This is a genomic window from Streptomyces sp. NPDC048650, assembly GCF_043199095.1.
Taxonomy (GTDB): Bacteria; Actinomycetota; Actinomycetes; order Streptomycetales; family Streptomycetaceae; genus Streptomyces.
Map to the genome: position 1 here is coordinate 69512 of NZ_JBICVM010000004.1, position 15492 is coordinate 85003.

Genomic DNA, 15492 nt, shown 5'->3' on the forward strand with positions numbered 1-15492 from the left:
AACACCGGTCGGCGAGGCTGTCTGCATGACTGATGCAACCTCTGCCCGTTCCTCCCGCCGTCAACACTGGCGCAGGGAGATCGTCGAGCTCGCCGCCCTGTTCACAGCCGTGGCCGTGGCGGACGTCGTCGCCAACACCGTCGCCCACGGGCCCTCGGGTCCGATGCTGCTGTGCGCCTCGGCGGTGGCCCTGGTGGCCACGGCCGGCTTCCACGTCTGGTGGTCACGCCGCCACGAAAGCGCTCCGCCGCCGACCGATACCGGCGCCACAGCGCAGCCCTCCGCCGACCGGGCCCCCGCGGCCGGCCGGCAGGAGTCGGCGCTGTGGCGGATGCGGACCACGGTCCTGGACGAACCGGGCAGCCTGGCCGCCCTGTGCACGGCGCTGGCAGCTCGGCAGGTGGACATACTCAGCCTGCAGGCACACCCGCTCTCGGCCGGGACGGTCGACGAGTTCCTGCTGCGCGCACCGGCCACCCTGCTGCCCGCGGAGCTGACCCGTACGGTGGCCGGCGCCGGCGGCACCCACACCTGGCTGGAGCGGGCGGACACCCACGACCTCGTCGACGCGCCGACCCGGATGCTGGGCCTGGCGACCCGCACGGCCCTGGATTCCGCCGAACTCCCCCTCGCCCTGAGGCAGTTGCTGGGCCGCTGCACGATTCATTCGGTACCGGCGCGCTCGCTGCGCGGACAGCCGCTCGCCGAGCAGGTGCCCACCGAGGGCGTGCTGGCCGAGCACACCATGAAGTTCCGCGACCCCTCGGGGGGCTCGCTCACCATCGAAAGGCCGCAGTTGCCGTTCACGCCCACCGAGTTCGCCCGGGTGCGCGCGCTGGTCGACCTGGACACCAGGCTCGGCCAGCGGGTGCCGCCACGGCGTGATGTGCTGACGCTGCCCGAGGGCAACGAAATCACCATCCGCCGCGCCGACACCACCGACCAGGCCGCCGCCCGCGAGATGCACGACCGCTGCTCCCCGGCGACTCTCGGGCTGCGGTACCACGGCCCGGTCGCCGACGCGGACCGCTACCTGGGACATCTGCTCAGCCCGCGGTTCGGCCGCACGCTCGCGGTGGAGACCGCGTCCGGGCGGCTGGTGGCCCTCGGTCACCTGCTCTGGGACGGCGACGAGACCGAGGTCGCCCTCCTGGTCGAGGACGCCTGGCAGCAGCGCGGAATCGGCTCGGAACTGCTGCGCCGATTGGTGGCCATGGCCGCCGAGGCGGGCTGCGGGAGCGTCTACGCCATCACCCAGGCGTCCAACACCGGCATGGTCGCCGCGATGCGCGGTCTGGGGCTGCCGCTGGACTACCAGATCGAGGAGGGCACGCTGGTGATCACCGCGCGTCCCGCGGGGCTGCCCGCGCAGACGGCCGCCCTCGAGACGGTACGGACCCAGGACGGCTCCGGCCGGCGCTGAACGGCGGTATCGGGGGGTCGGCCGCGCGGGGTACCGCCCGGCCGGCCCGCGCCGTTGGGCAAGGTCACGGCAAAGCGACAGGAACGTCCGGCCTATTGTTGGTGACGCGGCGGGTGATCCGTTGGAGGATGGACCGCATGTCCAACACCACTTCTTCCGGCGAAGGCCCGCTGCCTCGCCAGATCGCCGATGCCTACGTCGACGCCCTCGTCGCCCTGGACCCCATCACCGGCACCTACCTCGGCATCACCGAGAGCTCCGGCAAGCTTCCCGACTTCTCGCCCACCGGCCAGGAGGCACTGGCCCAACTGGCCCGTACGACACTGGACAAGCTCACCGAGTCGGAGGGCCGTCCGGGCGCCGACGCGGCCGCCGAGCAGGTCTGCGCGCGGCTGCTGCGCGAGCGGCTGACCGCCGAGCTGGCGGTGCACGAGGCGGGCGAGGGCCTGCGCACGGTGAGCAACCTCAGCTCGCCGCTGCACCACGTCCGCGAGGTCTTCACGATCACCCCCACCGAGACCGAGGCGGACTGGGCGGCGCTCGCGCAGCGGCTGCGGGCGGTGCCTGCGGCACTGGAGGGCTACCGTGCCTCGCTCGACGCCGGCCTCCGGCGCGAACTGCCCGCGGGGCCGCTCCAGGTCGCGACGGTCATCGGGCAGTTGGACGAATGGATCGGCACGGACCGCAGCTGGTTCGCCGAGTTCACCGCCCCGGGCCCGGACGCGCTGCGCACCGAGCTGACCGAGGCGGCCGAGGTCGCCACCGGCGCGCTGGTGGAGCTGCGCGACTGGTTCCGGGACAGCTACGCCCCGGCCGTCGCGGGCGCCCCCGACGTGGTGGGCCGCGAGCGCTATGCGCGGCTCGCCCGCTACTACAACGGCGCCAACCTCGACCTGGACGAGGCGTACGCGTACGGCTGGTCGGAGTTCCATCGGCTGCTGGCCGAGATGGAGACCGAGGCCGAGAAGGTCCGGCCGGGCGCGAAGACGCCGTGGGAGGCGCTGGCCTGGTGTGACGAGCACGGCGAGGCCGTCGAGGGTGTCGAGGAGACCCGGCAGTGGCTCCAGTCGCTGATGGACGAGGCCATCGACGCGCTGGACGGCACCCACTTCGAGCTCGCCGAGCGGGTACGCCGGGTGGAGTCCCGGATCGCCCCGCCGGGCAGCGCCGCGGCCCCGTACTACACGCAGCCGTCGCTGGACTTCTCCCGCCCCGGCCGTACCTGGCTGCCGACGATGGGGGAGACCCGCTTCCCCGCGTACGACCTGGTCTCCACCTGGTACCACGAGGGGGTGCCGGGCCATCACCTCCAGCTGGCGCAGTGGGCACATGTCGCCGACCGGCTCTCGCGCTACCAGACGACGGTGGGCATCGTCAGTGCCAACGCCGAGGGCTGGGCGCTGTACGCCGAGCGGCTGATGGACGAGCTGGGCTTCCTGACCAACGCCGAGCGGCGGCTGGGCTACCTGGACGCCCAGATGATGCGCGCGGTCCGGGTCATCATCGACATCGGGATGCATCTGGAGCTGGCGATCCCGGCGGACTCCCCCTTCCATCCGGGCGAGCTCTGGACGCCCCAGCTGGCGCACGAGTTCTTCGCGCGCCACAGCAGTCGCCCGGCCGACTTCGTCGAGAGCGAGATCGTCCGCTACCAGGGCATGGCCGGCCAGGCGATCGGCTACAAGCTCGGTGAGCGGGTCTGGCTCCAGGGCCGCGAGGCGGCGCGCGCCCGGCACGGCGCGGCGTTCGACCTCAAGTCGTGGCACATGGCGGCGCTCTCCCAGGGGTCGCTGGGGCTGGACGATCTGCTGAGTGAGCTGTCGGCGCTCTGAGGCGGCGCCGGTAGGGCGGCCGGCCACCCGGTTGACCGTGGTGGCCGGCCGCTCACTTCACGGCCCCGTAGATTTCGTAGCGCCAGAATGCGCGGTATCGCCAGAACTCCACGGCCGCCATGGAATTCACCATCCGCGCGCTCCTGCCCATCGACCTGCCCGCCGCATACGGCACGCGCCCGATGGCCGCAAAGCAGCGCAGCATCGGCCACATGTGGTGCGAGATGTCGTCGACGGTCACGGCGGAGAATCCGGTGTCCGCGACGAGGCGGCGCAGTGTTCCGTAGTCGAAACGCTGGAAGGACGGCATCGCGGCCCACTCGTTCAATTGCCGGAATGTCTCCGCGGCCGGGGGCGGCATGTGCGCCGCCGGTTCTCTGGCGTATTCGAACATCACCAGCCGTCCACCCGGTCGCAGGACGCGGTGGAACTCCCGCAGCACGGTTTCGGCCGCGGCCGCGTGCACGAGGGTCTCCATGGTGTAGACGGCATCGAAGCTCCCGGCCGGAAAGGGCAGGTCCGTGTAGTTCCCGGGGCGGAAGGTGAGCAGGTCCGAAAGCCCGCGCCGCCGGGCGCGCCGCCGGGCCACCGCGATATCGCGGTCGAGGACGTCCACCCCGCAGACCCGCAGCCCGAAATGGCGGGCCAGATGCCCGGCCACGTCACCGACTCCGCAGCCGGCGTCCAGCACCCGCGCCCCGGGCGGTTGTCCGAGAGCGTCCGCCAGTTTGTCCTCCATGCGGCGCAGTGCCGTCGGCCAGGCCCAGGCGCTCTCGCCGTGGCGGTAGTACCCGAAGTGTTTGGTCCCCCGCAGGAAGAGGCGGTAGCCCAGTCGCGATCCGGCCTGTTCGTAATACTTGATCACGTCGAGTTCATTGCTCACGCTCAGCAAAGTGCCCGTCGGCGGCGGAAATCACCCTCGGAATTGGTGAATTCACAGTGGGTGTTCCTGGCCCGCCCCTTTGCCCGTCGCAAAAGGGCACCGGGACCTCAACAGCCGCAGTCCGCCGCCCCGGCCGGTGCGGTCGGCGGGTCGGCCGGGTGCCGCCGGATGCCTTGCGGGGCGGCCACGTCATAGCCCTCGCCGATCCGGTACTCGATGCCGCCGAGCCTCGCCTTGACCGGGTGACCGCGCCGGGCCGGCGCGCGGCGCCGTCTGCATGATCATGGCCGACAACTCACGGTTCGCGGGGTCGGCCGAGAAGTGATGATCAGCGGCAGAACCCTTGATCTGCCGGGGATTCCGCTGCTAGACAGCGGGGATGACCGGCTATTCCCCCGACGCCACCGACTGGCGCATCCTCGACGTCCTGCAGCGCAACGGCCGCGCGGGCTACGCCGAGCTGGCGCGCGCCGTGAACATGTCCGCGAGCGCCGTCACGGAGCGGGTGCGCCGCCTGGAGGAGGCCGGGGTGATCTCGGGGTACGCGGCGGTGATCGAGCCGGAGCGGATCGGCCTGCCGGTCCTGGCCTTTGTGCGCCTGAGCTGTCCGAACGGCAACTACAAGCCGTTCCACGACCTGCTGGAGAACACGCCGGAGATCCTGGAGGCCCATCACGTCACGGGCGACGACTGCTTCGTCATCAAGGTCACCGCCCGCTCGATGCGACATCTCGAGGAGGTCTCGGGCCGGATCGGGGGGCTCGGCACGGTGACGACCAGCGTCGTCTACTCCTCGCCGCTCCCCCGCCGACCCGTCGGCCACTGACCGGCTCAGCCCGGCACGCGGTGCCGCACCGTCGAGCCGGACCGGTCCTTGACGACCTCCAGCTGCGCGGGGATGCGCGCCTTCAGGTCCGCGACATGGCTGACGATGCCGACGCTGCGGTCGCGTTCGCGCAGCCCGTCGAGGACGTCGAGGACCTCGTCGAGGGTCTGCTCGTCGAGGCTGCCGAAGCCCTCGTCGATGAAGAGGGTGTCCAGGCGGGTGCCGCCCGCCTCGTCGGTGACGACATCGGCCAGGCCGAGTGCGAGGGCCAGCGAGGCGAAGAAGGTCTCCCCGCCGGAGAGGCTGGAGGTGTCCCGCTCGTGGCCGGTCCAGGCATCGATGACGTGCAGGCCGAGGCCGGAGCGCCGGGTGCCGCCGGCGCGTTCGTCGGAGTGGACGAGGGTGTAGCGGCCGGACGACATGCGGTGCAGCCGGGCGCTGGCAGCCGCCGCGACCTGTTCGAGCCGGGCGGCCAGCACGTACGACTCCAGGCGCATCCGCCGTTCGTTCTCGCTGGAGGTGCCCGCGGTGAGGCCGGCGAGCCGGGCGATGCGGTCGTAGGCGGCCCGCAGCGGAGCCAGCTCCCGGGCGTCGCTCCCGGCGCGGGCGGAGAGCCCGTCGAGCTCGGCGCAGCGGTCGAGGGCCGCCGCCTGGGACGCGGCGGCGGCGCGCAGGCGTTGCCCGGCGGCCTCGTGCGCACCGCGCGCGGACTCGGGATCGGCGGGCGGCAGGGCCGCCGCGGCGATCCCCTCGGGGCGGGCCAGTTCCGCCTCCACCGCCGCCGCCTCGGCCTGCCACTCATCGAGCCGCTGCTGCAGTGCACGCCATTCGCCGTCGCGCAGTTGGGCGTCGGCGGCGGACCGCGGGCCGTCGAACCCGGCGCGGTGGGCGGCGTCGGACAGCCTCGCCTCGGCCTCCGCGTGGCGCTCGGCGCAGGTGTGTGCCGTACGGGCCGCCTCCGCGGCGCCGGCGAGCAGCGTCGCCTGCCGCTCCAGCCGCGCGGCGCGCTCGGCGACGCTGGCGCAGTCGGCCCGCGCCCGGGTCAACTCCTCCTCCAGCACGGTCCGTTCGCGGTCCAGTGCCTCGCGGTGTGACGTACGGGCGGCGGCCCGGCGCTCGGCCTGCTGCCGTTCGGTGCGGCGCCGCTCGTACTCCCGCTCGGCCCGCCCGAGCGCCTCGCGCGCGGCGTGCAGATCGGCACCGGCCGCGTGATCGCGCGCTTGGTCACGGCCCAACTCCTCGACGTGCTCGGCGAGTTCGGCGGCCAGCGCGTCACCCGCCGTGGCCACGGCGCCGGCCATCGCCTCCTTGGCCGTCTGGCAGCCGTCCTCCGCCTGCCGGCGGGCGTCCTCGGCGCGGCGGTAGGTGTCGAGGGCGGCTTCCTCGTGCGCCCGGTCGACGTGTCCGGCGCCCGCCCGGGCCGGAGCGGGGTGGTCGGTCCCGCCGCACACCGCGCACGCCTCGCCGTCCCGCAGCTCGTGCGCGAGTTCGGCGGCGATGCCGCGCAGCCGCCGGTCCTTCAGGTCGAGCCAGCTCTCGTGGGCGGCCGCGGCGTGCTCCCTGGAGTGCAGCAACTCCACTTCGGCGGAGCGCACTTCGACGCTGAGGCGGTCGCGCCGGTGGGCCGCCGCCAGACGTTCGGCGGCCGGCTGGAGCTGCGCGGCGAGGTGTTCGGCGCGGGTCGCGGCCTCCTGGGCCGTCTCGATGCGCCGCTGATGGGCCTCGCGTGTGGTGTCCCAGCCCGCCAGCCACTCCTCGGCGTCCAGCAGTGTCTGGTCGTCGGCACGTCCCTCGCGGTCGAGTCCGGCGCGCTCCCGGGCGATGTCGGCGGCCCGCCGCTCGGCCCGCCCGGCCGCCGTCAGGGACCCGAGGTCGCCCCGCAATTCCCGTTCCAGAGCGGCGAGCCGGTCGGCGCCGGCCTCCGCGAGTTCGGCCGGCAGGACGGCCCTGGCCTGCCGCTCCGCGGACTGCGCCGCGTCCCGTTCGCGCCGGGCGGCGTCACGCAGCGCGAGTGCGGGGGCGACATCGGCGGCGGCTCTGGCCAGTTCCAGCCGCTGCCGGGTGCCGTCCCGCTCCTCGGCGTGGGCCTCGAGGCGGGCTGCCCGCTCGCGGGCGTCCTCGTGGCGCCGCTGGAGCCGGTCCCGCTCGTGCGCCTCCTCCAGCCGCCCGGCGGCGAGCCGCTCCGCCGCCTCGGCGGCCCGCACCGCGGCCCGGGCGATCTCCAGCTGCTCGCGGGCGCCGACCCGGGCCACGGCGGCCCGGGCCAGCACCACGTCGGCGAATCCGGGTTCACCCGGACCGGGCACCGGGGCCGGCCCGGCGCCCCTGTTCTGCTGCGGTACCGTGCCCGCCGCTCTGCTCCGCCGGCGGCCCGCTCCGCTCTGCTCCGCCGGATCGTCCCGCTCCAGTGCGGGAACCGCGGGGTCGTCGAGGTCGGAGTGCGCCCCGGCGGCCTGCGCCATCCGGTGGGCCAGTGCCAGCAGCCGTTCGTCGCCCGCCGCGACCCGGTCGGCGGCGGCCTTGCGGCGCGCGGTGAGCCGGTCCTCCAGGGCGGCGAACCTACGGGTGTCGAAGAGCCGTCCCAGGAGCCGCGAGCGAGCCTCCGCGTCGGCCCGCAGAAAGCGCGCGAAGTCGCCCTGCGGCAGCAGCACCACCTGGCAGAACTGTTCCTTGCTCATGCCGAGCAGCTGGCCGATCTCCTCACCGATCTCGTGGTGCGAGCGGCTCAGCGCCTGCCACTCGCCGCCGTGCGCGGCGAACTCCCGCAGCCGGCTCTGCGCCTTCTCCCGGGTCGTCCCGCTGCCCCGCTTCTTGGGGCGCGACTGCTCGGGCAGCCGGGTGATCTCCAACCGCCGCCCGGCCACGGTCAGTTCGAGGACGACCTCGGTCAGGGTCAGCGGTTCCGCCAGATCACTGCGCAGCGCCTGGCCGCTCCCCCGCGCCCCGGGAACCGACCCGTACAGCGCGAAGCACACGGCGTCCAGGACGGAGGTCTTACCCGCCCCGGTGGGGCCGTGCAGCAGGAAGAGGCCGTCGCGGGACAGCCGGTCGAAGTCGACGACCTGAGTGCGGCCGAAGGGGCCGAAGGCGGTGACGGACAGCTTGTGCAGCCTCATCGCGCCACCTCGGACAGCTCGTACGGGCTCATCGCGCCACCTCGCGCTCGGCGTCGTCCAGGCGGACGTCGTCGAGGGCCGAGCGCAGTTCGGCGCGCTCGTCCGCATCGACCGCGCGTCCGGCTCGTACGTGTTCCACGAAGTCCTCGGCGATCTCCTGGTCGCTGCGCCCGCGCAGCCGCTGGGCATAGGAGGCCAGGGTGCGGGCGGGGCCCTCGTCGGGGTCGAAGACGAGGCTGACGACGTGCGGGAACCGCTCGGCGAGGCGGGCCATCGGCTCGTGCGGGCGGAAGCTGTCGGTGAGCGTCGCCTCCACCCAGGCCGCTTCGTGCTCGGCCAGCGCGGGGTCGTCGAGCAGCCGCTCCAGCGGCCCCCGGATCCGGGCGAGCGGGCGCGGCACCGGGCAGTCCACCCGCTCGGCGTGAACCGCGCCCGCCGCGTCGAGGTCGACGAGCCACGACGACTTGCGGTGACCGGCCTCGGAGAAGGAGTAGGCGAGCGGCGAGCCGGAGTAGCGGACCCGATCGGTCAGGGTCTGGCAGCCGTGCAGGTGGCCGAGCGCGGCGTAGTCGACACCGTCGAACACGGCCGCGGGCACCGAGGCCACCCCGCCGACCGTGATGTCACGCTCGCTGTCGCTCACCGCGCCCCCGGTCACGAAGGCGTGCGCCAGGACCACGGAGCGGGTGCCCGCGGGCCGTTCGGCCAGGTCGGCGCGGACGCGGTCCATCGCGGCGCCCAGCACCTCGGCGTGCTCGGCGCGCCGGGCGCCGAGCTTGTCGCGGACCATGGCGGGCTCGAGATACGGCAGTCCGTAGAGCGCCACCGGACCGTGCGCGTCCGCCAGCAGCACCGGGGCAGCGCAGTCGGCGGGATCGGTGCGCAGATGGATGCCGGCGTGGCCCATCAGTCCGGCTCCGACGCCGAGGCGCCGGGCGGAGTCGTGGTTGCCGGAGATCATGACCGTCGGGACGCCGAGTTCGGCGAGTCGGTGCAGGGCTTCGTCGAAGAGCTGGACGGCGGCGAGCGGCGGCACCGCACGGTCGTAGACGTCGCCCGCGACGAGCACCGCCTCGACCTGCCGGGCCCGGACCGTCTCGACGAGGTGATCGATGAACGCTCGCTGGGCGCCGAGCAGACCCACCCGGTGGAACGACCGCCCCAGATGCCAGTCGGAGGTGTGCAGAAGCCTCACGAGACGGCTCCGACCTGCATGTTCTTCCCCTCGGTAGGCTACGCGTCAGCGCGGGTTCCCGAGTCGGCACGGCCGCCGCCGGCCGCTGCACGCGCCCCGCCCCTAGGGGCGACATTCTCGCACCCGCAACGACGGGCGGCCACGGTGGGTAGCCATGCGGCCGCACAGCGCGCGACCCCGCTCCGCCTGGGCGTCCTCACCGGCCGGGCGAAACGGGGTCTGCCGTGCGGCGCCGCGCAACGGCGCGCCGCACGGCCGTAGCACCCGCGAAGGCGGGGCTCCGCGGATCGGGTGGTGCGCCCGGGTCAGACCACCGGCGCCGGGTAGGTCGGGTACTCCACCCCGGAGACGTGCTGGACGACGCGGATGACCTGGCACGAGTAGCCGAACTCGTTGTCGTACCACAGGTAGAGGATCGCGTTGTCGCCGTCGACCTTCGTGGCACCGGCGTCCACGATGGAGGCGTGGCGCGAGCCGACGAAGTCCATGGAGACGGCGTCGGGAGCGGTGGTGAAGTCGATCTGGCGCTTGAGCGGCGAGTTCAGCGAGACGTCGCGGAGATGGTCGAGCACTTCCTCGCGGGTGGTCTCGCGGCCGAGGCGCAGGCTGAGGATCGCGATCGACACGTCCGGCACGGGCACGCGGATCGAGCTGCCGGTGATCGGCGCCTTCAGGTCGGGCAGCGCCTTGGCGACGGCGGAGGCGGCGCCGGTCTCGGTGATGACCATGTTGAGCGGCGCGGAGCGGCCGCGGCGGTCGGCCTTGTGGTAATTGTCCAGCAGGTTCTGGTCGTTGGTGAACGAGTGGACGGTCTCCACGTGGCCGCGGAGCACCCCGTACTCGTCATCCATCGCCTTCAGCGGCGGGACGATCGCGTTGGTGGTGCAGGACGCACAGGACAGGATCTGCTCGTCCGGCTTGATCATGTCGTGGTTGACGCCGTGGACGATGTTCGGGACGTCGCCCTTGCCCGGGGCGGTCAGAACGACCTTCTCGACGCCGGGGCGGAGGTGCTTCGAAAGTCCCTCGCGGTCACGCCACTTGCCGGTGTTGTCGATCAGGATGGCGTCGTTGATGCCGTACGCCGTGTAGTCGACCTCGGACGGGTCGTTGGCGTAGATCACCTTGATCTCGTTGCCGTTGGCGACGATCGTGCTGTTCGCCTCGTCGACCGTGATCGTGCCGTTGAACTGGCCGTGGATGGAGTCGCGGCGCAGCAGCGAGGCGCGCTTGACGAGATCCTGGTCGCCACCGCCGCGGACGACGATGGCGCGCAGGCGCAGACCGTTGCCGGAGCCGGCCTTCTCGATGAGCAGGCGGGCGACGAGGCGGCCGATGCGACCGAAGCCGTAGAGGACGACGTCACGCGCCTGGCGGCGCTCGATCTTGTTCTCACCCGTGGCGCCGGAGACGGCCTCGGCGGTGAACTCCGCCACCGACAGACCGCGGTCGTCGGTCCTGTGCGCCTCGGCGAGCAGGCCGATGTCGATCTGCGACGGACCGAGGTCGAGCGCGGCGAGCGCCTGCAGGAACGGCAGCGTCTCGGTGACCGAGAGCTCCTCACCGGCGATCTGCCGGGCGAAGCGGTGGGTCTTGAGGATGCTGACCACCGACTTGTTCACCAAGGAGCGGCTGTGCAGCAGGACCGTGACGTCCCGCTCCCGGTGCAGCTTCCCGATGATCGGGATCATCGACTCCGCGATCTCCTCGCGGGTCTTCCAGTTGGTGAACGAGTCGTCATTGACAGTCACAGGCTTATCTTTCGAGCTAGGCGGTGCTCATATGCTAACCCGCTCCACTTTTGATCCCCCAATCGGGCCAGGCCGGACGCGAAGCCGTGACCGACCCCACAGCCCCCGCCCGGCCGGGAAGGAACCGCCGCACGGAACAAGGATGGAGAGATATATGGAGATTTACCCGATTTGATGTATCTGCGCGACGCTCGCTCCGTCGGAAGCTCTGCACTCACCCCGCACAGCGCCGGATCCCCCGCACGGCATCAGGCTCTCGCCGACGGTCCGGCCCCGTCCGGCAACGGCCAGCGGTGGCCGCGTGCCGCTCGGGGGCCGACCGCGTCCTGCCGCGACCGCGCCCGCGAACGGAAGAAGGTCACGCCGCCCCTCCCCCGAAGTGCGACGTGACCACGTCAATACTATCGGTTCCGCCGATGGCCGCCCGGCCCCGGCCGGAGCGCGATCCGCGGCACGCATTAGCGAGGCGTTGGCACGGCATTAGCGGGCGCGAGCAAGGTGTTTCGTGTGCCGTCGGCCTGTGCCGTTCGCCCGTTCGGGAGGCGCTGGCAGGCCGTGGCGGTGGCTCTTGGGGGTGAGTCCTCCTTTCGGAGCGGCCGCGGCAGTCCACGGCCCAACCCCTCTCCGCAGAAAGGCACTTCAGCATGTCGTGCGACAACAACTGGTTGGCCCGCCCCGACGTCACCGCGGCCTTCGCCCGCCTCGACATCCACTACGCCGTCCTGGGAGTGGACACCCGCGGTGGCAGCCGACTCGACGGCTTCCTGAAGGACATCGCGCCGTACCAGACCACGGAGGCACACGAGACCCTCCGCCCGGCGTTCGAGGCCGTCGCCACCAAGGGCGGCACCTCGGCGGCGTTGGGCGCCCTGGCCCGCGGGACCTGGATGACCTTCCTGACACCGCCTCAGGGTCTGGCAGAGGTCATCGACAGCTATGGCGTCACCGGCAAACCGGTCGGCCGTCCCGGCACCTTCGGGCGCCACTGGGCCCGCCACGCCGGCGGCGTCGCCTGGCGGATCTGGGTCGCCTCCCGTGAACGCACGGTCCCAGGCGGCGCAGGACGGCCCGGCTTGAGCGCCGTCCGCGCCGGATCCGCCCGACCGCTCCCCAGCCGCGCAGGCGACCGGGGGCAGTACGGGGGGCAGTGCGCCTGAGGACCACGTCCGCCGAGGGTCGGCCGGCCGAGTGCGCTCGGCCGCGCAACCCGCCGATCACCCTGTCGGCACGTCGGTACGTCGGTACGTCGGCAGATCAGCACGTCGGCACGTCGGCACATGCCGGGCGGTACCGGCCGTCAGCTCCGGGTCGCGGCCCGAGTCGTGGCCCGGGTCGTCCGTTCCGGCTGTGCGACACGCGGTGCCCCTGATCCTTCTTCCGACCGGGAACACCGGGAGAATAGTGAGCCGCCGAGGAAACCGATGAAACCATTGGCCCGCCCCTGATGCGCCAATGGTGCACCGACGGTGCGCCAGAGAGGCATTCATGGCATTCATGAGGCATTCACGAGGTATTCATGAGGAACCGAATCCGCCGTGTTGACGGGATGAAATGAGCCCTGGACGCCAAAAGCCATCGAAGCCACGACGGATCCGGAAGCCGGCCCGTGGTGGTACCGCCGCCACCGACCGTATGCTCCGCATTCTGCTGCGCCGCCGCAAACAGCCGCTGAGCGCCGAGGATGTGACGGTCACCGATCGTCCCGCGGTGCGCAAGGCGGTTTCGGCGGCGGCCCTGGGCAACACCATGGAGTGGTTCGACTTCGGTGTCTACGCCTACCTGGCAGGCACCTTGGGGAAGGTGTTCTTCCCGTCGAGTTCGCCCGGCGCCCAAGTGGTCTCGACGTTCGCCACATTTGCCGCGGCGTTTCTTGTCCGCCCCCTGGGCGGTTTGGTGTTCGGCCCGCTCGGTGACCGTATCGGCCGCAAACGTGTGCTCGCCGCCACCATGATCATGATGGCGATCAGCACCTTCGCCGTCGGTTTTCTGCCCAGTTACGACACGATCGGCTTCGCCGCGCCCATTCTGCTGCTGATCTGCCGGCTGGTGCAGGGCTTCTCCACCGGCGGCGAATACGCCGGAGCCACCACCTACATCGCCGAATACGCGCCGGACACCCGGCGTGGATTCCTCGGCAGCTGGCTCGACTTCGGCACCTTCGTCGGCTACTCGCTCGGCTCCGGACTGGTGACCGTGCTCACGGCCGTACTCGGCGACGACGGACTGGTGGACTGGGGCTGGCGGCTGCCGTTCCTCGTCGCCGGACCGCTGGGACTGATCGGCCTGTACATGCGACTGCGGCTGGAGGAGACCCCGGCCTTCCAGCGCGAGTCCGAACAGGCGCACCACGATGCCGAGGAGGCCCGCGCCGCGGGCGGCGAGGACCCGGTGGAGGACGCCCGGCAATCGGGCAAGGGCCGACTCAAGGAGATCTTCACCCGGCACTGGGAAGCGGTGCTGATCTGCATGGGGCTGGTGCTGCTCTACAACGTCACCAACTACATGGTGACCTCGTACCTGCCGACGTTCATGACCGAGACCCTCGGCGAGGATGCCCTCACCGCCCAGTTGCTGGTACTCGGCACCATGATCGTCGTGGTGCTCACCATCACCACCGTGGGCCGCACCTCCGACCGGTGGGGCCGCCGGCCCGTCTTCCTGGCGGGCAGTGCCGCGATGATCGTTCTCGCGGCGCCCGCGGTGCTCCTCATCCGCGCCGGAGGCATTCTGCTGCCGGCCTTCGGGTGCCTGATCCTGGGGCTCCTGCTGGTGTGCTTCGCCGGCACCTCCGCGTCCACACTGCCCGCGCTGTTCCCGACCCGGCTGCGCTACGGCGCGCTGTCGATCGCGTTCAACCTCTCGGTCTCCCTCTTCGGGGGTACGACGCCGCTCATCGCGTCCGCACTGGTGCAGGCGACCGGCAGCGAGATGGTTCCCGCGTACTACCTGATGGCCGCGGGCGTGATCGGGCTCATCGCCACCTTCTTCCTGCACGAGACGGCGGGCAAGCCGCTGCGTGGCTCCGGTCCGATGGTGGAGAGCGAGGAGCAGGCGCAGGAACTGGTCGCCAGGAGTCGCACCGAAGCGGGACGGCGGGCCAGGGACCTCTGGATCCGGCTGCGGCACCCCTGGACCCGGCACTGAGCAGGGCCCCGGGCAACGGCTCCCCGACGTGCCCCCGGGGTTCGACCCCGCGGCCGGCTCTTCGGTGCCCGGGAAGCCGGGCCGGGGTGACCAGGGCCTCGAGGGAGCGCAGCCACGAGCCCCACGCCCGCGCCCTCCTCCCCTCCCCCGGCCGGCACGGACCCCTCGGTCGGCGAACAGCGCGCCCTGGCCGACGCGTTGGCCCCTTGGCGGGCGAAGTTCCCCGCGGTCGGCGTGGCCGAGCAGACGGCGCCCGGCAGAGCCGTCCCCGTGCTGCCGGGCTCCTGCTCACGGGCGGGTCTGCTGGTCATCGGCCGTCGTTGCGGGCCGTTCGCCGATGCGTCCGGGCCCCGTCGCGCTCGCCGCTCTGCACCATGCCCGATGTCCGGTGGCGGTCGTCCCCCGGCGGCGGGTCCGCGGCTGCTCCTCCTCGTTCCGGCGGCAGGTCCGCGGCGTTCGGGGGCCGTTCCGCCGCCTGCCGCCGTCGCGGGGCGGCGTCGTCCTGCGCGTAGCCGAGCCGGTCGACCACCTCCACCACGCCGTCGACGCTTTCGCACAGCCGCACGGCGATGGTGACCAGGCTCCTGCGCTCCAGGGTGCCGCTGAGCGTCACGGTGCCGTCGGCGACGTCGACCGTGACGGCAGAGGGGGGCACCCCCAGCGTCCGGGTCAGCACCTCCTCCAGGATCTCCTCCTGGATGGCGCGGTCGCGCCGCAGGAAGAGCCGGACGAGATCGCTGCGGCTGATCACCCCGATGAGCCGGCCGGAGTCGTCGACCACCGGCAGGCGCTTGATGTTCTTCTCCTGCATACTCCTGGCCGCGCGGACCGCGCTCCACTCGGGGCGCCCCACGACGGCGGGGCTCGTCATGAGCGCATCGGCCGTGCTGGGTCCGTTCTTCGCGGTGTGCCGACGCAGCAGATCGGCTTCCGAGACCACACCCACCGGTCGGTCGTTCTCGTCGACGACCGGTACGGCCGTGATGTCGAATTCGTCGAGCAGGCGGGCGATCTCCCTGAACTGCGTGCCGCGCTGGACGGCCACGGCGTTCGGCGTCATCAGGTCGGCAACGCTGCGATGCCTCATGCGATGGGTTCCCTCGGGGTTGTGCGGAACGGCTTCTCGGGCAGCCGTGGACCGTTTGTACTCCCGAGGATGCCTCGCCCGGCCGCTCCCGCGTAGGGCCGTAAGGCCCGTGGCGGAACCGGTGGCCCCGTGTCCCTCCTACGGACGTGTGGCCGCCCGCTCCGGCGGGACGCCCGAAGGCCACCGGCGCGCCCCGCGTCAGAAGGGGGGACGGGCGGCAGGTCGTCCACCGGTC

Annotated in this window: 9 protein-coding genes and 1 pseudogene; 5 read left to right on the forward strand and 5 right to left on the reverse strand. The window is 72.4% G+C overall.

Annotated elements, in window-relative coordinates:
• Positions 1-25 precede the first annotated feature (25 nt).
• Positions 26-1423 carry a GNAT family N-acetyltransferase gene (locus tag ACGFML_RS12745; protein ID WP_393542884.1) on the forward strand — a complete coding sequence of 466 codons (1398 nt, stop codon included), beginning with the start codon at positions 26-28 and terminating at the stop codon, positions 1421-1423.
• Between the two features lie 137 nt (positions 1424-1560).
• Positions 1561-3255 (forward strand): DUF885 domain-containing protein, encoded by a 1695-nt coding sequence (locus ACGFML_RS12750; protein ID WP_393542886.1) that lies wholly within the window; start codon positions 1561-1563, stop codon positions 3253-3255.
• A gap of 52 nt (positions 3256-3307) precedes the next feature.
• Here ACGFML_RS12750 and ACGFML_RS12755 read toward each other — a convergent pair whose 3' ends face one another.
• The gene (locus ACGFML_RS12755) at positions 3308-4138 is read right to left on the reverse strand and encodes a class I SAM-dependent methyltransferase (protein WP_393542888.1); all 831 of its coding nucleotides are present in this window, start codon (positions 4136-4138) and stop codon (positions 3308-3310) included.
• A gap of 379 nt (positions 4139-4517) precedes the next feature.
• Here ACGFML_RS12755 and ACGFML_RS12760 point away from each other — a divergent pair, with 379 nt between their 5' ends.
• The gene (locus ACGFML_RS12760) at positions 4518-4964 is read left to right on the forward strand and encodes an Lrp/AsnC family transcriptional regulator (RefSeq protein WP_393542890.1); all 447 of its coding nucleotides are present in this window, start codon (positions 4518-4520) and stop codon (positions 4962-4964) included.
• A 5-nt stretch (positions 4965-4969) separates the two neighbouring features.
• On the opposite strand, the gene ACGFML_RS12765 is transcribed toward ACGFML_RS12760, so the two are convergent.
• The 3 genes from ACGFML_RS12765 to ACGFML_RS12775 all read right to left on the reverse strand — a co-directional run bounded on the left by ACGFML_RS12765 (position 4970) and on the right by ACGFML_RS12775 (position 11026).
• Positions 4970-8080, reverse strand: coding sequence for an AAA family ATPase (locus ACGFML_RS12765; RefSeq protein ID WP_393542892.1), 3111 nt, complete (start codon positions 8078-8080; stop codon positions 4970-4972).
• Between the two features lie 28 nt (positions 8081-8108).
• On the reverse strand, positions 8109-9275 hold the full coding sequence (locus ACGFML_RS12770) for an exonuclease SbcCD subunit D (RefSeq protein ID WP_393542894.1): 1167 nt from the start codon (positions 9273-9275) through the stop codon (positions 8109-8111).
• A 305-nt stretch (positions 9276-9580) separates the two neighbouring features.
• Positions 9581-11026, reverse strand: a complete 1446-nt coding sequence (locus tag ACGFML_RS12775; protein ID WP_393542896.1) for a glyceraldehyde-3-phosphate dehydrogenase — start codon at positions 11024-11026, stop codon at positions 9581-9583.
• 644 nt (positions 11027-11670) lie between these two features.
• Between ACGFML_RS12775 and ACGFML_RS12780 the strand changes: the two genes are divergently transcribed.
• Positions 11671-12183, forward strand: coding sequence for a hypothetical protein (locus ACGFML_RS12780; RefSeq protein ID WP_393542898.1), 513 nt, complete (start codon positions 11671-11673; stop codon positions 12181-12183).
• 475 nt (positions 12184-12658) lie between these two features.
• Entirely contained in the window at positions 12659-14170 is a 1512-nt protein-coding gene (gene proP / locus ACGFML_RS12785) for a glycine betaine/L-proline transporter ProP (protein WP_393542899.1), read from the forward strand.
• 496 nt (positions 14171-14666) lie between these two features.
• Here the strand turns inward: proP and ACGFML_RS12790 are convergent.
• Positions 14667-15257 (reverse strand): annotated as a pseudogene (locus ACGFML_RS12790) (CBS domain-containing protein); the annotation flags it as partial.
• Between the last annotated feature and the right edge of the window lie 235 nt (positions 15258-15492).

Coding starts and splice junctions, on each gene's coding strand:
- ACGFML_RS12760 (WP_393542890.1), top strand. CDS start 4,518: ATGACCGGCTATTCCCCCGACGCCACCGACTGGCGCATCCTCGACGTC.
- ACGFML_RS12745 (WP_393542884.1), top strand. CDS start 26: ATGACTGATGCAACCTCTGCCCGTTCCTCCCGCCGTCAACACTGGCGC.
- ACGFML_RS12750 (WP_393542886.1), top strand. CDS start 1,561: ATGTCCAACACCACTTCTTCCGGCGAAGGCCCGCTGCCTCGCCAGATC.
- proP (WP_393542899.1), top strand. CDS start 12,659: ATGCTCCGCATTCTGCTGCGCCGCCGCAAACAGCCGCTGAGCGCCGAG.
- ACGFML_RS12765 (WP_393542892.1), bottom strand. CDS start 8,080: ATGAGGCTGCACAAGCTGTCCGTCACCGCCTTCGGCCCCTTCGGCCGC.
- ACGFML_RS12780 (WP_393542898.1), top strand. CDS start 11,671: ATGTCGTGCGACAACAACTGGTTGGCCCGCCCCGACGTCACCGCGGCC.